Source organism: Fenollaria sp. C0166D3 (genome assembly GCF_056590255.1).
The window spans coordinates 1-18,863 of record NZ_JBWPVU010000006.1 but is presented as its reverse complement, the minus strand read 5'-3'; the positions used below and the strand labels follow the sequence as shown (position 1 = coordinate 18,863).

Here is an 18,863-nt window from a genome sequence, read left to right as displayed (position 1 = left end):
TTATTCCCGCCCCAGTCCCAGTACCGGATAATAAGAATCAACTAATTTAAGGTATTTAGATTAATTTAGTTATAAATATGGTATAATATTATAGAAATAATGTACAAAGTAGAAGATTAGATTGAGGTGGAGTATAGAATTGAAAATACTAATGATTGAAGACGACAGCACAATTGCCTTTGCTGTTAAAACTTACTTAAACAAACAGAATATTGAGACGGTTATTTATAACAAGCTTTCTCTGACAGAGAATCTTAATTTTAATGATTTTGATTTAATTCTTCTGGATGTCAATCTCCCAGATGGTTCAGGTTTTGATTTTTTAAAGTGGCTAAGGGGATTTTCTGACCTTCCTGTGATAATGATTACTGTAAAAGACGAAGACGAGTATGTAATAAAAGGTCTTTCTCAAGGAGCAGATGATTATATTACAAAACCTTTTTCTCTTCCTGTCCTAAAAGCAAGAATAGACAATGTTTTTAGCAGAAGAATAAAAAAGGTTGACGAACTGACTTTTGAAAATTTATCTTTAGATCTCATTTCAAAACAAGCTTCGATAGATGGAAAAGATTTAGACCTTAACTTAAAAGAGTTTGCTATATTGGAAATGCTTTTAGAAAACCAAAATATAAATCTACTAAGAGAACGAATTTTAGATTATGTTTGGGGTTATGATTTTTATGAAGTAAATGACAATACCCTAACTGTCACTATAAAAAGACTCAGATCTAAACTCGGAGATTATGGCAGTCATATAAAAACTCTTAGAGGGATAGGATATAGGTGGGACAATGAATAAAAACAAAAATATTTTACTTGTCTTAATTTTAAATTTGATAATGTCTTTATTTGTAGTTTATCTCAATCCAAGGTTTGATGTTCTAACTCTTATAGGGTTTTTACTTATAAATATAATTCTATTTATAGTTATTTCAAAAATTGAAAAGGAAAAAGAAAAGGTTCTTGAGGATAAGATTAATAATATATTTAAACTACTCCATTCGCTTGATATAAACTCTGATAATTACGAAATTATAGACGATGAATTTGGCAAACTTAGAGATGAGATTATTAAAATTATTATAGAAAATAAGAGAATAGCTGAAAATGCAGAGAAAAATAAAGAAACTTTGAGAGAATATACTGAAGACATTGCCCATCAAATAAAAACTCCGTTGACTGGATCACTATTATTGTTAGACTTATTAGAAGACGAAGATGATGACTTTTCCGAAGAATATATAGAAAGACTTAGAGATAATTTACTTAGACTCCACAACTTATCTGACATTTTATTAAAGCTTGCAGCCCTTGATTCTGGAACAATAGAAATGGCAAAAGACAGGATATCTGCTCGAGAATTAATTGAAGATATTATACAAAAGTTAAAAGATTATTTTTTAAAAGATAATGTTGAAATTCCACTTTATGGAGATGACTTTTATCTTATATGCGATAAGAAATGGACCTATGAAGCAGCATTTAATGTGATGAAAAATGGTCTAGAAGCAACAGAAGATAGGCATATAGAAATTCACTTAAAAGAAACGAACTTATATAAAAGTATATTTGTGGAAGATTTTTCTAAAGGTTTAGATAGAGAAATGTTAGAAAAAGTTTTTAAACGTTTTTATAAGCTGGATCCAAATTCAAAAGGTTATGGGATTGGGCTTCCTATGGCAAAATCTGTTATGGAAAGACAAAATGGAGAGCTTTTATATCATAAGGGGAAGAAATCAAATTCCTTTGAAATGAGATTTTATAATTGATTTAATTATGGCTGTGTAAATAAAGCACAGTCATTTTTTCTAGTCACTTTCCAGTCACTTAAGCCTAGTATTATATAGACAAGTTAAGGAGGACTAAATATGAATATTGTAAAAACAGTAGATTTAACAAAAACTTACAATAGTGGAGTAGAAGTACACGCTCTATCAAATGTGAATTTTGAACTAGAAAAAGGAGATCTTGTCGCCATTATTGGAGATAGCGGGTCAGGAAAGTCTACCTTGCTTCATCTATTAGCAGGAGTAGATACGCCAACAAGTGGTGATATATTTATTCAAGATAAAAATATTACCAAGTTTAACAAAGATGAAATGACAGTATTCCGCAGAAGGAATATAGGCGTTGTCTATCAATTTTTTAATTTGATTCCAAACATCAACGTTCGAAAAAATATTTTACTTCCTCTTTTGTTAGACAATAAAAAGGCAGATGACGAATATTTAAAGGAAATTTTATCGATACTAGGAATAGAAGGAAAGCTTGATAGGTATCCAAAACAATTATCCGGTGGAGAGCAACAAAGAGTCGCTATTGCTAGAAGTCTTATTACAAGACCTGCAATAATCTTAGCAGATGAGCCTACAGGAAATCTCGATAGAAAAAATTCTGAAGAAATCACAGGACTTTTCAGACTTGTAAATAAGAGATTAAATTCTACAATTATGATAATAACTCATGATGAAAAAGTAGCAAATTCTTGTGATAAGGTCTATAGAATGGTAGATGGTAGGTTAAATTTCTTAGGAGATGAAACTTATGAAAATTATTAATGACCTAGCTGATGGAGCTGTAAAAAATAATAAGAAAGACAGTTTTGCCATTAAAATTTCTATACTTTTGGCAGTGATTTTACTAGGAACTGTTATTTTTGTTTTCGACTCAATGAACACTGAACAGTATGAATATGTAAAGAAAGCTATTGGAGATTATCATGTAGATATAGCTGAAATTGACGAAAGTTTTTATGATAAATTAAAAAACGATACAGATATAGAAAAAGTTTCTTTCAATAAAATTATTAATACAGACTTAAATGCGGTTATATATGAAAATGGAGATTATGAAAGTCTTCTCGGCTATGAAATTAAAAATGGCAGAAAACCAGAAAATTCAAATGAACTTTTAGTACCAGAGAGATTTTTAATAAAAAATAAGGAGTACGATTTAGGTTCTGAGATTATTGAAAATAAAAAGACATATACCATAGTTGGTGTTTACGATGATTATGGATATTCTTTTGAAGATACTATGCTTATAGGTTTAGCAGATAGTAATAAAAAGGATTATTTATTCGATAACAATGTTGGAATAGAAGCATGGATTTGGTATAAAAGCATAAGGGATACCTACACAAAGACTCGAAAAATTTTATCTGAAATGAATATTGATGAGAAACAAGCCTTAGATATTGGAAGAGTATTTTACAACAAACATATTTTAGAACACAGTATGGTTTATCCTAAAGGAATTATTCCACCTAAAAGTGTTGTAAACTCAGCTTTAGAAAAATATGGGGCAGCCTTCTTTCTTTGCCTACTTTTTGCATTTATCATTTATGGGGCTTTTAATGTGTGGAATAATAGGGATTTAAAGGAAATTGCTCTATTAAAAAGCACTGGGATGACAGATAAGCAGGTCAAAAAAATGATTCGAAAGAAAGCTTTTAAACTTTCAACCTTACCAATAGCCTTGGGAACAATTCTATCTTTGGTATTTGCAAATCTGCTCTTATATTTGTTGTGGTTTAACAATTCTATCTCTTATAAAAAAATATCAAATATTTTAGGAGAAAGTCTAAAATCTCCAGGCTTTAATTTAGTAATACCAAGTATTGGGTCTATTTTAATAATTATTTTGTTATCCTTAATTATGGTTTATTTTTCAGCACTGCTTCCTGCAAAGAAAAGTGCAAAAATAAAAATAATAGAAGGCTTAAATGGGATTACAGAAAAAAACATTAAATTGGGTAAGTCAAAAATAAATGGACCTATAGAAAAGACTTTAGCAAAAGATTATTACAGGTCTTATCGTTCAACCTATCGAATTATTGTCATTTCTATGGCTCTATCAGCCTTTGTATTGACAACAGTTTTGGTTAGCCAGTCTTATAGAGCTTTAAATGAAAAATATAACTCTTATAAAAGTCCTTACAATTTTAATTCAAGTATTTACACTGATAAGAATTTAGATAAAAACTTATTAGCTGATTTAGAAAAAGTTGACGGAATAAAAGAGCTTCACCTATATCAAAGAAATGACACAAAATTTTATGTTGACGATAATAAAGACTTTATTTCTAAAGACTTAAAAAATTCTCTTGATGGTGGGAAAATAGCAAAAGATAGTCTATATGCAAGTTTATATGCTTTAACAGATGAAGATTTTGAAGAGCTTTTAAAAGAAAATAACATCTCTAATGCATCTTATTTATTGCTTAATAAGATAAGAAAAGATAACAAAACTCCGTATGCCTTTAGTGAGTATATAAAAATTTCTGATAAGGATACAGGAAAAGTAACTTTAAAATATAATGCACAGGGCAAACCAATAAATATAAAAATTGACGCAAGTATTGATGAAATGCCTTATGACTTAGAAGCTTATAATGACAATCAAATATCTATCTTTACAAGTGAAAGTTCTATGAAAAAATTTATTGATGAATATGGAATAGATGAAGGCAACCCAGTTTATTACTACTTTGTAAAAATCAAAGCCGATAATAATAAAGAAAAAGTATTTGAAGATGCGGAAAAAGTAATTTCGACCTATGTTCCAAAATCTGACCATGGAACTTCCACAGAAATTCTAAAAGCGGCTATGGATAAAGAAGTAATAAGGAATGAAAGACTTCTAAATCTAGCTATCCAAATCATTCTTATAACGATTGCTCTTTCCAATGCCTATAATAGTTTTAAGGGAAACCTTAGAGCGAGAGCCAATGATTTTAAACTCCTATCCACCACTGGCATGACAGAAAAACAAATGGAAAAGATGGTCTTCGGAGAGGGGAAAATATTGTTTAAAAATATTTTCTTAGCCTATATCTTTATGTTTATTATTGGAATTGCATTGAGAGCCTATAGAAGTAACTATGAATTAGTATTTGCGATAAAAGGTATGATAACAAATATGAATTATATCCCTCTAATAGTAGTATTTGTATTTATGATTGCAGGAGTTTTATTTGCAATAAAAAGTGGTTTTAAAACAATAAACGAAAACTCGGATAACTCTTTCAAGAGTATATAAGAAAAAGGCTGTGAGCATTAAACTCATAGCCTTTTTTATAGCACCAAATTTCCCTATAATAAAAAATTGTATTAGAATCCCGGACAAAACTGAACTATTACTATCATTGTCTTCTCCTGTTTTTATAACCTGGTTATGGTCAGTAGATGGATGACATTTGAATGAAGATACCAAAATATTTTCATCTGTTTTTTCTTTCTTAGTAATATAATCTATTGCTAAATTTAGTGTTGATTTTATAGGATGTATTTTAGTAATCGCCATTATTTTCACTCTCTTTTTTCTTAGGACTTTTTAATAACTCTGAATATAATTTACACAAACTCTTTGATAAATTATCCAAATCTTCCTGCATCTTTTTTATGTCGTTTTTATAAATAACTGCGTTTGTGTTTGCAACTTTTGCTATCTGATTTATATTATTTCCTACCTTAGAAATTTCCCATTGCAAGTCTCTAAATGGATCAAGATCAACTACATTAATTTCTTTTTCTAAAACACATTTTCGAATAAAATGACTCATAGTTTTGCAATTAGCTTTTCTCATTTTCTCTTCAAAAAGATCTCGCTCTTTTTCCGTTAATCTAATTTCTAATCGTTCATTTCTTACTCTGTTTTTCATATATTTCTCCTTTCGTTACATACTTAAATGGGGTCTTAGGGTTCTCACTAACAAGCTTGAAATTGATAAAAAAAGAAGCAGACCTTTTACGGTTTGCTTCATCAATTTCTTCGCAAGTGTACGGACACTTGCTGTGCTTGCTACTAACAAAACTACAATAAAGACTGCTTTCAGATTCGCTTACATTTTGCTGTAAAATCTGTCCCTAATGAGCAATATTATTATCAAGCTTTAAGCTTATATATTATTTTGTTTTATATATTTAGTCTGCCAACATTTCACTTGTTCTTTCATTTAATACTGATATAAAAGCAAGCACTTTTGCTAAAAATAATGGCAAGCCAATAGGACTTATTAGAAATGCAAATATTAATGCAAATATACCATATTTAGTTTCATGGTTAATGAATGCTGCTATTGCTCCGACAATAGAAAGTAGCATGAAAATATATAATATTCCACTACTAATACTTACTAAAAATGTCAAAAAATTTATAAATATACTAATTATTAATTTAACTGGAAAATATAAAATATATAAAAACTTTTTCATAACTTAAACTCCTTTACTTAAATTTATTTATATAATATTCATCTTTTTCTAAGTGTGACATTCTTATTTCTGCCATTGATTTACTTACCTCAAATATTGTTGATAGGGTTTTAGGATCTTCATATATAAATTTCTTAACTAAATGAACTGGCATTAAAATATTTTCTGCAAAAATATTTGCTTGTCTTTCAAAAATATTCTTAGTATTTTCATTAAATTTTATTAAATCATGTTTTAAAAGCTTGTGATGATTTAAAACTATATGTCCAACTTCATGTGCGAGAGTAAATCGATTTCTTTTTGTTTTATTCTCAAGCTTACTTATAAAAATATTATAATTTCCATCTTTATAAATTGTAAAGCCATCTTTTGAGACTTCTTTAAGTTTTTCGTCATCATATATAATCAAATTCCATCTTGTTTTTTGTATATATGTTTCTAGTGGAGCAACGTTTGAATTTTCATTACTTATATTAGGAACCATTGCTCTTCTATAAAAATTGTTAATTGTAGTATATAAATAATAATTGCTATTCCAATTCATACTAATTACTCCTAAATTGATTAATCATTGATATTATTATTTCTTGTTGCTCTCTGTTTAGAGTTTTAATATCTCTTGCTAGTAAGAGGATTTCTTCTTCATTTGCATTTCCTTTTTTATTTTCAAGAAGATCACTTCTTTTTATATATAAAAATTGACATATCTTATCTATTTTATCCATTCTCGGCATGCTGTTTCCTGTCATATAACTAGAAACAGTAGTTTTTGCAACACCAATATAGTTAGCCAGCTCAGTTTGAGTTTTTCCTCTTAAGTTTAAATAATATTTAAGGTTGTTTACAAAGTTTTCTTGTATGTTTGGCATTTTAATACCCCCTTATTACTTATATTATACACTTTAATTGTAAAAAATACAAGTATTTTTGCAATTATTTAGAACTTATTTCAAAAAAAAGCACTTGACAATCCAATTAAATTGTACTATAATGTTTTTATAGATGAAGAGGTGAAGGAAATGTGCTTAGAAAAAATTAGCTTAAAAAGTGCAAGAGTAAATGCAGGATATACCCAGAAGGAGGTTGCTAGCAAGCTAAGAGTTGCAGAAACTACGGTTCTTAATTGGGAAAATGGAAAATCAATGATTAACGCTAAAAATTTATTCAAATTAGCATATCTTTATAAGGTTAAAGTAGACAATATTTCTTTGCCTTATGTGTGCAATTAAAATGGACTTAAATATAAAATATAAATTCGTTATGTGAGATAGATAAATATATAGTAATAGTAAGGGAGAGTATAGAAATGGAAAGAGCTATAGTTAATAGCAAAAATATAAAAAGAAATAGAATAAAGATAAATTTTTATGCACCATTTTGGCAAATATTAAAAGTTATAGGTGTTACTATAGGAGTTTTAAGCGTAGTTGTATTATTTTACATGTTTTATATTTTAATGTGGGTTATGATGGGGTGTTAATATGTATAAAGTGAAATATTCCAATCTTAAAATTTGCATATCAATAACTTTATTATTTAATGATTATAAAGAAATTAATCGATATTTTGAAAAATACGATCTTGAAATAACTGATGGAGCAAAAAACATCAGGTATGAAGATTGTAAAATAAATGTTATAAAAATATAGATTTAGTTTACTAGCTTAAGTTTAATAATATAAACTACAACTTAATAGACCAAGACAAGACGTTCCTCATTTTTAGAGCGTGCAAACATATTCGCCATAACCTTTCTTTAATTTGGTGGTACAGAAGAAAGAAAGCTAGCGACAAAATAGAGTTAAAATATAAGCGTGGAAGCTTATTCGCGTAGACGGAAGTGAGGCATAATGATACTTCTTTGGTAAAGGCCGTTCATCCGAAACAGAACGGAGGTGAAATTCCTATGTTGCCATTTTCCATTGGCACTTGTTAAAGTCAAAAAACTTATTTATAGATATAGATATAGATATAGATATAATAATAGTAATAGTATAGGAGAATAAAATGAATGATAATAATATTAATATAGACAATAGTATAGATGTTAAAATAAAAGATAAAGCCTTTCTAACTATAAGAGAAGCTTCAGAATATTTCGGAATCGGTCAAACTAAGATTAGATCCTTAACTGATCAAAGTAATTGTGACTTTGTTCTATTTAATGGCAGTAAAAGACTGATAAAGAGAGCTAAAATGGAAAAATATTTAGAAGCCCAGTATTCAATTTAAGCTTTTCAAACGAGCTTGTTTGTGATATAATAATTCAAACGAGTTCTTTTTTGTTTAGTGATAGGAAAGGACGGGTTTTATTTTGAAAAGAAGAAAAGATAGTAAAGGAGTAGTTCTTAAGGAGGGTGAGTACGAAAGATCAAATGGTACTTATGAATATAAGTATCGGAATAGATTTGGCGAAAGAAAGTCAATATACGGCAAGACCTTAGTTGAACTTAGAGAAAAAGAAAATAATGTTTTAAGAAATTTGCTTGATGGTATTGATAGTTTTGATTCAAATGTAAGTATAAATGATATATTTGAAATATGGAAAAAAATTAAAAGAGGGTTGAAAGATAACACTTTTAAGAATTATATTTACATGTATCAACAATTTGTAGAACCAACTTTTGGCAAACTAAAATTAAGTAAGCTTAAAAGAACTGATGTTAGAAGCTTTTATAATAGACTAAAAGAAGATGGAAATTTAAAAGTATCTACAATTGATTGTGTTCATACAGTTTTGCATCAAGTTTTAGATGTAGCTGTAGATGATGAATATATTAGATTTAATCCATCTGACAACGCTTTAAAAGAGCTCAAGCTTGCTTATCAAAATGAGTCAGAGAAGAAGAGGGCAATGACTTTAGAACAACAAAAAGCGTTTCAAGACTTTTTGTATAAGTGTAATGATTACAAAAGATGGTATCCAATTTTTTATATAATGCTTTGGACTGGAATGCGTGTAGGTGAAATTACTGGTCTTCAGTGGGATGACTTAGATTTTAAGAATAACATTATCAACGTTAATAAAACTCTTGTTTATTATAGTAAGGGCAAGGGTTTAAGTCTAAGATATGCAATTAACACTACAAAGACTGAAGCTGGCACAAGGAAAATTCCTATGACGAGCGAAGTTAAGAAAGCATTCTTGATGGAAAAAGAATTACAAGAAGCATTTAATGTTAAGTGTTGCGACTCAATAGGTGGATATAATAATTTTGTCTTCCTTAACAGATTTGGAAATGTCCACAATAATGGAACTCTTAATAAAGCTTTAAGAAGAATAGTTAGAGACTGTAACTTAGATATAATTGACAAGTCTCATAGTTCATCTACCGAAGCAGTATTGTTGCCACATCTTAGTAACCATATTTTAAGACATACATTTTCTACTAGACTTAATGAAAACAATGTGAACGTTAAGGTTATACAAGCTATTTTAGGTCATGCAGATGTTTCAACAACTATGGATATATATGTAGACACTACAGAAGATTTTAAGAACGACTCAATGAGAGAATTTGAAAAGTCTATGGAATTTATGTTTTAATTTATTACGACTAACTTACGACTGATTTACGACTGATTTTAGTATAAGCATAATAAGAAATATAGACTTACAACATAATTTTCTAAGTAAAAGTTAGTAATATGCACACTTAGTGATTTATGCAAATTTATGTATAATTTGAGAAGATTTTCCCTACAATGAAGCCAATTGGCGCTGACCCTAATGCAGAAGCGGCACCAAAGGCAAGCGTTAAAGCAGATGAAAAGATTGACTTCTCAAAAGTTGAGATAGAACCATTATTCAAAGACATGGTAGACTTTGAAACATTCTCAAAATCAGATTTTAGAGCAGTAAAGGTAAAAGATTGCGTGGCAGTACCTAAGTCAAAGAAATTACTTCAATTTACACTTGATGATGGTACAGGCGAGGACAGAACTATATTAAGCGGTATACATGCATACTACGAGCCAGAAGAGCTAATCGGCAAGACACTTATCGCTATAGTTAACCTTCCACCAAGAGCCATGATGGGCATAGACTCATGCGGCATGCTTTTATCAGCGGTACACGAAGAAGAAGGCGAAGAGAAACTTCACTTACTTATGGTTGATAATCATATTCCAGCAGGAGCAAAGCTATATTAGATATATAAAAATTTAATAGAAGAAAAATATTATTAATAACTGGACTTAGTTTATACTAAATCCAGTTATTTGCGTATATAGGGCTTATTTGCACATTCAGAGTGTTAGCACGCTAAATTCGAACTTCGAAATATTTTTATAAAATCTGTTTAAAAGATATTAAGAGGGGTATATAGGACCGAAGGCTTAATATAGATACTAGATAATATTGACATAAAATTAAACGAATTGTTTTTTAACAAGACTGGCCATGTGGCCGTAAGAATAAGGGGGAAATATGAATAGAAAATTAGATTCAAAAAAAGACATGAATGAATACAAGATAGTCATTCCTATGTCTGACGAAACTATTAAAAAGATTAAGTCAAATGCAGCGAAGGCCGTATTAGGTGCTTCAATTGCAGGAGTTATGATTGCTGGTGGACAAAGTGTTAAAGCTAGCTCGGTTCAAGAGCCGACAGCTATAAGACAAACAGTTGATGCACAAAGCGAAAGTGACAAGAAAGAACTTTCTTTGATGATAGATGAAATTCTTACATCTAAAGAAAAGAAAACGAATGATACTGAATTAGGAACGCAAAATCTTAGAGCAAAACCTAATACAGAAGAAGCAAGTGTTGAAAACATAAGCCTTACTACGAATACTAGTGCAGATAAAGTTTTAGATAATAACAATAAAGTAGATGCTGATACAAATAAAGTTTTAGATGAAATCAATGAAGTAGATGCTGATACAGAAAATAAAGATGAGAGTACACTCGATGATTTAATTAACTTTGATGGCATTAAAGCGCTTTATAATAAGGATGAAAAAACTCAAGAAGATAGTAATCTAGGTCTTTCTGATGAAAAACCTGCAGAAGCTCAAAAAGCAGGGGAAACTGCTACAACTGAGCCTAACTATACTGATGATGAAAAAAAGATCCAAGACTATAGCGGCAGCGAACGTTATAAGGAAACCGACCTACAACCGGGAGATACAAACCAAGAAAGTTATATAACTGACCAAGGAGAAGCAAAAGATGGTTTAGAATTCAATATTAAGAACCCATCTGCAACATCACCAAGTAAGACTGAATATGGTTGGCAAATTATCATAGACAAGGAGACTGGTCAAAGAACCTATACTAAGGTTTATGTTACAGATTCTGGTAATTTACCTGTAAATCCAGGCGAAAAACCAATGATGGGAGATGGAGAGAAAATAAGTGCTGAATCTCCCGATGTAACTTATAAGCCAGATGAAAATACAGAAATTACGGCTTCCAGGTCACAAAGAAATATGAACTATGAGGCCAGTGAAGAAACCTTAAAGCATATAAATAACAAGGATAACTCCTCCACATCTTTCGGTATGAAAGACGACTATACTAAAGAGAATCCAGGACTTAAGTTTTTTGGAGATAACTTCTCCTTAGGTTACAAGGTAAATCCATGGCCAAATGAAAATGATAAGCTAGAGTTAATGAAATTAAATGGTCAGTACACTGACAAGGTCTTTGTCAAAGGCCAAGATATAGATACCGGTATTAAGGTAGACAATATCGATGAAAATGCTAGAGAAAGACTAGTTGGCCAAGTATACAATCCTATTAATGGTGATATCGTACCAGGAGCAAGTGCCTATATTGATGACAAAGGCATTATCCATATTCAAATGCCAGAAGGGGCTCTTATAAAGGAAGATGGTAAATATGTAGTAAACAAAAAATCAATCTTTAGCAATGGAGACTACAAGGCCCTACAAAATCTTGATGTCAAATTTTTCGCTCGTCCTAGAACAGCTGAAGAATTTAGAAAAATAGCAGAGACACCAGATGATTTTGGTGAAACAGGAACTTATGTAGAAACAGGTGCAAAATCTGCTATAATCAAGCATAAAGATCAAGATATTACAATCGACAAGCAGGGCATCGACCGTTACGACCACTACAACCTAATTGGTGACTTCAAGTTAAACCTAGATGACACAAGATACTATGACCAAGCCTTTAAAGATCATGAGGGTAATAAAATTGATGAACACTCTTCTACAAGAGTATTTCCCGGTCAAGACTTTAGTGTCGAGATACAAGATCCGAAAATCGGTGCAAAAATGGACGAAGCTTATCGTCGTGGAGAAGCCTCAGGTAAACTAAAAGAAGAATTCCTTGATATAGCCAACAAACAAATTGCTAAAGATATGGGAGTTGATTATGAGGAATTTATGACAAGAAAAGATTACGCAGACAAACGCTGGATGGTTGATGGTAAGTCTGACAATATTTCCAAGTTTACAATAAGAGCTCCAAAACAAGCTAAGGCCGGTGATTTCTTAGCTCTACCTGTTGAATACACTTATACAAATGGTTCTATAGATACTCATTGGTTCCACTTTGTTGTTCAAGAAAGTAACAACAATAGACCAGAGTATTTAGCAGAAGTAGGACCTCAAGGAAATGTCTTAGTCAACAATCCTATTATTCCAGATAAAGAACAAGACTTAAAGAAAAACCAACCTAAGTCCTACGAACTTATTGGTGATACCTTTAAGGATAACAAGGGCAATGTTTGGAATGTATCTATTGACCAAAAAACAGGTGCAGTAACAGCAACCCTTCCTACAAATCTTCCAGAAGGTAAGGAAATAAATGGAGGAGAAAAACTAACTGTTCCTGTTAGGGTAAAATATACTGACCAAACGACAAAGGAAGAAAAAACTGAAGAAATCAATGCACAGTTTATTGCCACAAAGCAACACAAGACTTTAACCAATGAAACGACAACTTCTGAAATTCCCTTTGAAACTAAAGTCGAATACGATCCAAATCTTCCTGAAGGATATTTCCAAGAATTCCAAGCAGGTCAAAATGGAGAATTAACTACAACATTCATACAAGATACCTTAAATGGGAAAAAGGGTCTTTTCCAAACTGATGGTACTTTTATTGAAGGAGATAGAAAAATAGAAGCTACAGTTACTAAGGAAGCGATACCAAGAATTATAAAAATTGGTACAAAACCAGCTTCAACTAAAGTAGAAATCCCATTTGATACAGAATATGAAGTTGACAACAACCTAGAAGCAGGGAAAACTGAACTTATAAATGATGGTGAGCAGGGCGAAGTGACCATCACCACGACAAGAAATGAAGATGGAACAATTACTGTAAATCAAAATGTTACTAAAGAGGCTAAGAATAAGAAGATCAAAATCGGTACCAAGACTCAAGGGGAAATTGTCGATACAGACAAGATTCCATTTAAGTATAAGGTAGAATTTGATCCTGACTTCTACACGAATTATCCAGATGCAACAGAAAACTACAAGATTGTAACTGCTGGTAAAGAAGGAGAAAATACAAAGACTTGGACCATTGTCAATTCAGAAAAAGTTGGCGATCCGGAAGTTAAAATAACTAAACCGATTGATGCTGTAATTAAAGTTGGTCAAAAAGACTACAATGGTACCGTTACAAATACAGTTACAAAAGAAATTCCATATACTGTAAAAGTAGTTAAAAACTCGGAACTTGTAGCTGGAGAATCTAAAGTTAAGCAAAAAGGTGTGGCTGGTTCAAGAACTTATGAGTACACTGGTGAGATTGTAAATGGAGAGTTAAAAGAAGGTACACAATTTATAGAAAAAGAAGTAACTGACAAGTATGTGGCTCCTCAGGAAGAAATTATCGAAATCGGAACAAAACCAGCAAACAATGAAAAGACCTATGAACGTGAAGTTGGTGTTGAAGTAGAATATGTTTACGATAATACAAAAGAAAAAGGCTATCGTAATATTGAAGAACTGGTACCAGGCAAGGTTATAACAAAAGTTGTTAATGAATATAATCCTGAAACAGGAGAAATTGAAACTACTGAAAAGATTGAAGTAATTCCAGGAAAGAGAAAGGTAACCTTTGGGACGAAAGACTTTACCGGCGAATATGAAGAAGTAGATAAGGACACCATTCCTTATAAAACAGAAATAGTTTTTGATAATACTCTTAAAGCTGGAGAAAAAGTAATTGATCAACCTGGAGAAAATGGAGAAACAACTATAAAAACCAAGAAATATATAGAAAATGGTAAAGTTGTAAGAAGCGAAGATCCGGTTACTGAAGAAACTAAAAAAGTTCAAAATCAAATTATAAGAGTAGGTACTATGACTGATGGCAAACACTCTTATACTGAAAAGCTTCCGTATAAGTATGAAATAGACTATGATGCAAACTTAAAGGCTGGAGAATATGTAGTTGATGTTGAAGGTAAAGAAGGCTCAAGAACTACTGAATGGACTATAAAGAATTCTAAAGTAGTTGAAGGTTCTGCAAGTGTAACTAAAGAGGAAGCGGCAACCAATGCGAAAATAAGAGTTGGAAATAAAAATTTTGTAGGCAATATTAGCCACGAAGTGACAGAAGAAATCCCTTACGATGTTGTTATCGAAGAAGATCCAAATATGATAGCCGGCACAAGCAAAGTAGTCACAGAAGGTAAGGCCGGATCTAAGACAACCAAATACACTCAAGGAATTAAAAATGGAGAGGCTGATGGCAAGCTTCAATCTGAAGTAACTGCAACAGAAAATCCTATCCAACAAGTAATTAAAGTTGGTACAAAACCGGCTGAAAACAATAAGGACTACTCAAAAGATGTAAATGTAAAAGTTGAATATATCTATGATGAAAATCTCGACAGGGGTGTAGTTAAACTTGGCGAACTTACCAAGGGCAAGGTTGAAATAAAGGTTGTCAATAAATACGATCCAAAGACAGGGGAAGTAACAACTACTGAAGTAGAAGAAATTAAAGAAGCTACTCAAAAGATTATTGTAGGTACAAAAGACTTTACTGGAACTTACAAGTATGAAAAGACTTGTCCACTACCATTTGAAGTAGAAATTAAAGAAGATTCAAATCTTGCTAAAGGCGAAAAAGTAGTTGATCAAGTAGGCCAAGTTGGATCTAAGACAACTTATTATGAACAAAATATTAAAAATGGTCAGCCAGATGGAGAAGCTAGGGAACTTGCTGAAAAAACTACGACTCAAGACCCGAAGAACCACATTGTTCGTATAGGTACAAAAGTTGCAGAAAGCTCAACAGTAAAAACTGTAGATAGAGAAATACCTTTTGAAACTAAATATATCTATGACGATACTATGGATGCAGGAAGTGAGAAAGTAGAAAGCGAAGGTAAAGTCGGTAAGGAAAAAGTAACTATTACTACAAAAATTACTGACGGTACAGGTAAAGTTTCTGAAGAAACTAAGACTATTACTGAAAAAGAGGATAGAAAAGTTAGAATTGGTACAAAACCAGTTGTTAAAGAAGAGTCCATTCCACAATATACAGAATACAAACACAATCCTGAATTAGAAGCTGGAACAACTAATAAAATTAAAGATGGTACTCCAGGTAAAGTCACAATTACAACTACTTTCAACAAAGAAACGGGCAAACTTGAAACTAAGGTTACAAGAACTGAACCAACTAAGGCTGAATATGAATATGGTTCTCTAACAGAAGGTAGTTTCACAGTTGAATCTGAAATACCATATAAGGTCCAAGTCATTGAAGACAATACTTTAGATGCAGGAACTTATAAAGTTGAAAGAGAAGGTGTAGCTGGTAAGAAGGAAACTACAGTCAAGGTTAAAAACAGCGAGGAAGTATCAAGAAAAGACAACACAATTACTGAAGCTGTAGACAAGATCGTAAGAGTAGGTACAAAGCCAACTGCAAATATGTGTCCAGCTCCAAAAGATCCAGAAAGACCGCTTTACCCACCTCACTATAATAACCCTGGTGGAGACAATCCAGAAGGGGACAATCCTATTACACCAAATCCAATCAAACCTGGCGAAGAAGATTCAAGCAAGCCTAATACACCAGATACTCCTAGTGAAGGCGGTACTACAAACACTGGCGAAACACCTAGTGAAGAGACTAAGGATCCAGAAGCTAAACCAGAAACAAGCGTAGAAAAAGAAGAAAAAAATCAAGAAATTAGTGAAGAAAACAATAATTCAGTAGAAAATAATGATGAAGAAGGCCGTAACGCTAGCGATAAGCACAAAAACTTGTCAAAGACAGATAAGGATAATAAGACAAAACAATTACCAAAGACAGGCGACGGCATGAACAGATCATTCTATGGCTACACTATGGGCCTTATTGGTTCAGCGCTATTGGCACTTGGAGCTAAAAAGAAAAAGAACGATACTGTAGATGAAAAATAGAAAAATATTAATAATAATCGGTGTATTATTAATAATATCCTCAGCCATATGGCTTGGTGCTATAAAGATAAGAGAGAATCGCATGAGACAAGAGGCTCTTGAACTAGAAAGAGAATTTCAAAATAAAGCTCTTGATAAGAAAATAGAAGAGCCACTAGATAGTTCAGAAGAGCTAGAAGAAATCAGCACGGATGAAAGCATTGAAAGAGATGAGATAACTACAGGCAATGCCATAGGCGTAATTAGGATTGATAAAATCGCAGTCCTAGCACAAATCTTTGACAATGACAGACAAGATACGCTACTAAAAGGCGTTGGAGTGATTGAAACAACAGACATGCCATCATCTGAACTAGGCACTTGCTCAGCCATTGCCGGACACAGAGGAGGCGTTAACGAAGACCTATCCTTCCTTCATATAGACCAATTAGAGAACGGCGATGAAGTCAAGGTAACGACTAAGGATGAGGTCCTTGTCTATAAAGTTACTGGCTCAGAAGTTATCGAGCCAGACGATTGGAGTAAATTTACAAGAGATGAGGACAAATCAAGGCTTATACTCATGGCTTGCCACCCATATCCAAAGAATGACAAGAGGATATTAATATATACAGAATTAGAAAAATCAGAGAAATAAGAAAAGTGACTATATCATTTTAGGTATAGTCACTTTTTTATGTCTATCTTTTGTATCTCATCATGTAATCGTACAGAATTATTGACGTCGCAATCGAAACATTTAAGCTATCGCAGTCACCATGCATAGGTATCTTAATCATCTCATATTGCTTTTCGTACCAAGGAAGCGATATGCCATATTTTTCGCTGCCAATCACAAAGCAGGCCTTGTCCTTATATTCAGTATCCATGTAAATGGCATTGGCATCAGTATCTGTTAAGTATATGGTGTAACCATTGTCATGAAGATATTTATAAAGCTCATCAAAATTTGTATCGATAATATTCATATTAAGGAAGCTGCCAAGGGACGAGCGAACAAGCTTCGGGTGATTGATGCGGACCTTCCTATTAATAAAGATAACGTCGTAAATGGCAAGCGCATCAAGTGTTCTAAGTATAGTGCCGATATTACCATGAATCTCAAGACCATCAAGTATAACAAGAGGCTTAGCTGGGTCAATGTCATAGTAGCTGCCTTCATTCATATAGAAGACGGTGATGACGCCTTGAGGGTTCTTCTCCTCGCTTAAGTAGTCGAAAGTCTTCTTCGAAACGAAGTAGAGTTTGGCGCCACGCGTGTATGACGCATCGATAAGGTTTTGCGCCTCAGCTGTTTTTATGTAATCAGGGCAGAGCACCAAGTAATTAAGCTTTTTATTGTACTTCAAAATTAAATTCAGTCCCCAAACACCTTCAAGAGCAATCTCATTTAATGGGTTAGGTCGTGAATTGTTATTTAGCTTGATGAGACTTTGAATATCAGGATGCTTTTTGGACGCCTCAGTATATTTATTAGAAAAGACTTCCTTTATATAAGGGATCCTTTCCTCGTCACTCATAGAGTTTAAATCAATAAATTTCATATAATCACCAAGAAAATTATAGCATATGGAGAGAGAAAATGCAATTGCAGTGTATAGATGAGCAAAATTTATAAGAATGGTGAAGAGGAATGATAAGCGACGGGAGGATGATAAATGACGGGTAGATAATGAGTGAGGAGCGGGTGACAAGTAAAGTAATGAAAGTATGATAATAAAATAATTTAAAAGTTTTTTGCAAAATAGTTTGATGGATAGGACGAAGTGGACTGAAACGAGCGACGATATCGTACAAGTGAGTACGTTGAGAAAGCTCGTTGAGGGATCCGTAAGATCAATCAAAGCTGTCTTCGTTTTACTCGACACCTTTGTGATCTCTGGAATAAATCATACATAGCCAATCGAACTTCGTTTCACTCGTTCTCTTGGTGTATGAAATTAACAAGCTCAAAGGCGCAAGCTGGATGCAAAAAAATAGTGTAAATATATTTGCTTGACAACTACATAGAGTGGAGTGTAAAGCGAAAGTAAAAATATTTTAAAAAAACTTTAAAAAAAGTGGAAAAACTTTAAAAAAACCCTTGACAAGCAAAGAAATAAATGGTAGAATGGATAAGTCATCTGGAAAAACCATATGACAAGCAAAACTGAATAAAAGTGAAAAGAACGATTTAAACCAATCAATTTTATTGATTAAAAATAATTTCGAATTTAAGAGCCAAGGATAACTTGGGATTAAATAAACCATTTAATCGAGAGTTTGATCCTGGCTCA

17 protein-coding genes are annotated in these 18,863 nt (G+C 32.1%); 12 read left to right on the top strand and 5 right to left on the bottom strand.

From position 1 onward, the window contains the following. The first annotated feature begins 139 nt into the window (after positions 1-139). The 4 genes from AC1EJ0_RS05220 (at position 140) to AC1EJ0_RS05205 (ending at position 5,040) form a co-directional block, all read left to right on the top strand. The gene (locus tag AC1EJ0_RS05220; RefSeq protein ID WP_480023563.1) at positions 140-799 is read left to right on the top strand and encodes a response regulator transcription factor; all 660 of its coding nucleotides are present in this window, start codon (positions 140-142) and stop codon (positions 797-799) included. Then, positions 792-1,769 carry a sensor histidine kinase gene (locus AC1EJ0_RS05215; RefSeq protein ID WP_480023564.1) on the top strand — a complete coding sequence of 326 codons (978 nt, stop codon included), beginning with the start codon at positions 792-794 and terminating at the stop codon, positions 1,767-1,769. The genes AC1EJ0_RS05220 and AC1EJ0_RS05215 overlap by 8 nt, the downstream gene beginning before the upstream one ends. A 99-nt stretch (positions 1,770-1,868) precedes the next feature. Continuing rightward, a complete protein-coding gene (locus AC1EJ0_RS05210) occupies positions 1,869-2,558 on the top strand; it encodes an ABC transporter ATP-binding protein (protein WP_480023565.1) in 690 nt (229 codons plus the stop codon). Beyond that, entirely contained in the window at positions 2,545-5,040 is a 2,496-nt protein-coding gene (locus tag AC1EJ0_RS05205) for an FtsX-like permease family protein (protein WP_480023981.1), read from the top strand. Before AC1EJ0_RS05210 ends, AC1EJ0_RS05205 begins: the two co-directional genes overlap by 14 nt. Positions 5,041-5,290: 250 nt before the next feature. Here AC1EJ0_RS05205 and AC1EJ0_RS05200 read toward each other — a convergent pair whose 3' ends face one another. The 4 genes from AC1EJ0_RS05200 to AC1EJ0_RS05185 form a co-directional block, all read right to left on the bottom strand. Next, positions 5,291-5,662, bottom strand: a complete 372-nt coding sequence (locus AC1EJ0_RS05200) for a plasmid mobilization protein (protein ID WP_085839982.1) — start codon at positions 5,660-5,662, stop codon at positions 5,291-5,293. A gap of 262 nt (positions 5,663-5,924) precedes the next feature. Next, a complete protein-coding gene (locus tag AC1EJ0_RS05195) occupies positions 5,925-6,215 on the bottom strand; it encodes a CD1845 family protein (protein ID WP_480023567.1) in 291 nt (96 codons plus the stop codon). Positions 6,216-6,228: 13 nt separating this feature from the next. Continuing rightward, on the bottom strand, positions 6,229-6,759 hold the full coding sequence (locus tag AC1EJ0_RS05190) for an ImmA/IrrE family metallo-endopeptidase (RefSeq protein WP_480023568.1): 531 nt from the start codon (positions 6,757-6,759) through the stop codon (positions 6,229-6,231). Position 6,760: 1 nt separating this feature from the next. Next, complete coding sequence (locus tag AC1EJ0_RS05185) at positions 6,761-7,084, bottom strand: helix-turn-helix domain-containing protein (RefSeq protein WP_480023569.1); 324 nt, start codon at positions 7,082-7,084, stop codon at positions 6,761-6,763. A 150-nt stretch (positions 7,085-7,234) separates the two neighbouring features. Between AC1EJ0_RS05185 and AC1EJ0_RS05180 the strand changes: the two genes are divergently transcribed. The 8 genes from AC1EJ0_RS05180 (at position 7,235) to AC1EJ0_RS05145 (ending at position 17,224) form a co-directional block, all read left to right on the top strand. Beyond that, complete coding sequence (locus AC1EJ0_RS05180; protein WP_480021969.1) at positions 7,235-7,444, top strand: helix-turn-helix transcriptional regulator; 210 nt, start codon at positions 7,235-7,237, stop codon at positions 7,442-7,444. 77 nt (positions 7,445-7,521) lie between these two features. Continuing rightward, positions 7,522-7,695 carry a hypothetical protein gene (locus AC1EJ0_RS05175; RefSeq protein ID WP_480021968.1) on the top strand — a complete coding sequence of 58 codons (174 nt, stop codon included), beginning with the start codon at positions 7,522-7,524 and terminating at the stop codon, positions 7,693-7,695. A 1-nt stretch (position 7,696) separates the two neighbouring features. Beyond that, the gene (locus tag AC1EJ0_RS05170; protein ID WP_480023570.1) at positions 7,697-7,864 is read left to right on the top strand and encodes a hypothetical protein; all 168 of its coding nucleotides are present in this window, start codon (positions 7,697-7,699) and stop codon (positions 7,862-7,864) included. A 358-nt stretch (positions 7,865-8,222) separates the two neighbouring features. After that, positions 8,223-8,447: an excisionase gene (locus AC1EJ0_RS05165; RefSeq protein WP_480021966.1), complete on the top strand. Its 225-nt coding sequence runs from the start codon at positions 8,223-8,225 to the stop codon at positions 8,445-8,447. Positions 8,448-8,529: 82 nt separating this feature from the next. Next, positions 8,530-9,762, top strand: coding sequence for a tyrosine-type recombinase/integrase (locus tag AC1EJ0_RS05160; RefSeq protein WP_480023571.1), 1,233 nt, complete (start codon positions 8,530-8,532; stop codon positions 9,760-9,762). Positions 9,763-9,920: 158 nt separating this feature from the next. Then, a complete protein-coding gene (locus tag AC1EJ0_RS05155; RefSeq protein WP_480023572.1) occupies positions 9,921-10,367 on the top strand; it encodes a methionine--tRNA ligase subunit beta in 447 nt (148 codons plus the stop codon). Positions 10,368-10,644: 277 nt separating this feature from the next. Further along, complete coding sequence (locus AC1EJ0_RS05150) at positions 10,645-16,587, top strand: G5 domain-containing protein (protein WP_480023573.1); 5,943 nt, start codon at positions 10,645-10,647, stop codon at positions 16,585-16,587. Positions 16,588-16,669: 82 nt separating this feature from the next. After that, positions 16,670-17,224, top strand: coding sequence for a class C sortase (locus AC1EJ0_RS05145; protein WP_480023574.1), 555 nt, complete (start codon positions 16,670-16,672; stop codon positions 17,222-17,224). Positions 17,225-17,267: 43 nt separating this feature from the next. On the opposite strand, the gene AC1EJ0_RS05140 is transcribed toward AC1EJ0_RS05145, so the two are convergent. After that, a complete protein-coding gene (locus AC1EJ0_RS05140; RefSeq protein ID WP_480023575.1) occupies positions 17,268-18,131 on the bottom strand; it encodes a TrmH family RNA methyltransferase in 864 nt (287 codons plus the stop codon). Positions 18,132-18,863: the final 732 nt, after the last annotated feature.

Bases quoted from the DNA above. Each gene is read 5' to 3' on its own strand.
- AC1EJ0_RS05215 (WP_480023564.1), top strand. From the start codon at position 792: ATGAATAAAAACAAAAATATTTTACTTGTCTTAATTTTAAATTTGATA.
- AC1EJ0_RS05155 (WP_480023572.1), top strand. From the start codon at position 9,921: ATGAAGCCAATTGGCGCTGACCCTAATGCAGAAGCGGCACCAAAGGCA.
- AC1EJ0_RS05180 (WP_480021969.1), top strand. From the start codon at position 7,235: ATGTGCTTAGAAAAAATTAGCTTAAAAAGTGCAAGAGTAAATGCAGGA.
- AC1EJ0_RS05190 (WP_480023568.1), bottom strand. From the start codon at position 6,759: ATGAATTGGAATAGCAATTATTATTTATATACTACAATTAACAATTTT.
- AC1EJ0_RS05195 (WP_480023567.1), bottom strand. From the start codon at position 6,215: ATGAAAAAGTTTTTATATATTTTATATTTTCCAGTTAAATTAATAATT.
- AC1EJ0_RS05145 (WP_480023574.1), top strand. From the start codon at position 16,670: ATGAGACAAGAGGCTCTTGAACTAGAAAGAGAATTTCAAAATAAAGCT.
- AC1EJ0_RS05205 (WP_480023981.1), top strand. From the start codon at position 2,545: ATGAAAATTATTAATGACCTAGCTGATGGAGCTGTAAAAAATAATAAG.
- AC1EJ0_RS05150 (WP_480023573.1), top strand. From the start codon at position 10,645: ATGAATAGAAAATTAGATTCAAAAAAAGACATGAATGAATACAAGATA.
- AC1EJ0_RS05200 (WP_085839982.1), bottom strand. From the start codon at position 5,662: ATGAAAAACAGAGTAAGAAATGAACGATTAGAAATTAGATTAACGGAA.
- AC1EJ0_RS05185 (WP_480023569.1), bottom strand. From the start codon at position 7,084: ATGCCAAACATACAAGAAAACTTTGTAAACAACCTTAAATATTATTTA.
- AC1EJ0_RS05165 (WP_480021966.1), top strand. From the start codon at position 8,223: ATGAATGATAATAATATTAATATAGACAATAGTATAGATGTTAAAATA.
- AC1EJ0_RS05170 (WP_480023570.1), top strand. From the start codon at position 7,697: ATGTATAAAGTGAAATATTCCAATCTTAAAATTTGCATATCAATAACT.
- AC1EJ0_RS05140 (WP_480023575.1), bottom strand. From the start codon at position 18,131: ATGAAATTTATTGATTTAAACTCTATGAGTGACGAGGAAAGGATCCCT.
- AC1EJ0_RS05210 (WP_480023565.1), top strand. From the start codon at position 1,869: ATGAATATTGTAAAAACAGTAGATTTAACAAAAACTTACAATAGTGGA.
- AC1EJ0_RS05175 (WP_480021968.1), top strand. From the start codon at position 7,522: ATGGAAAGAGCTATAGTTAATAGCAAAAATATAAAAAGAAATAGAATA.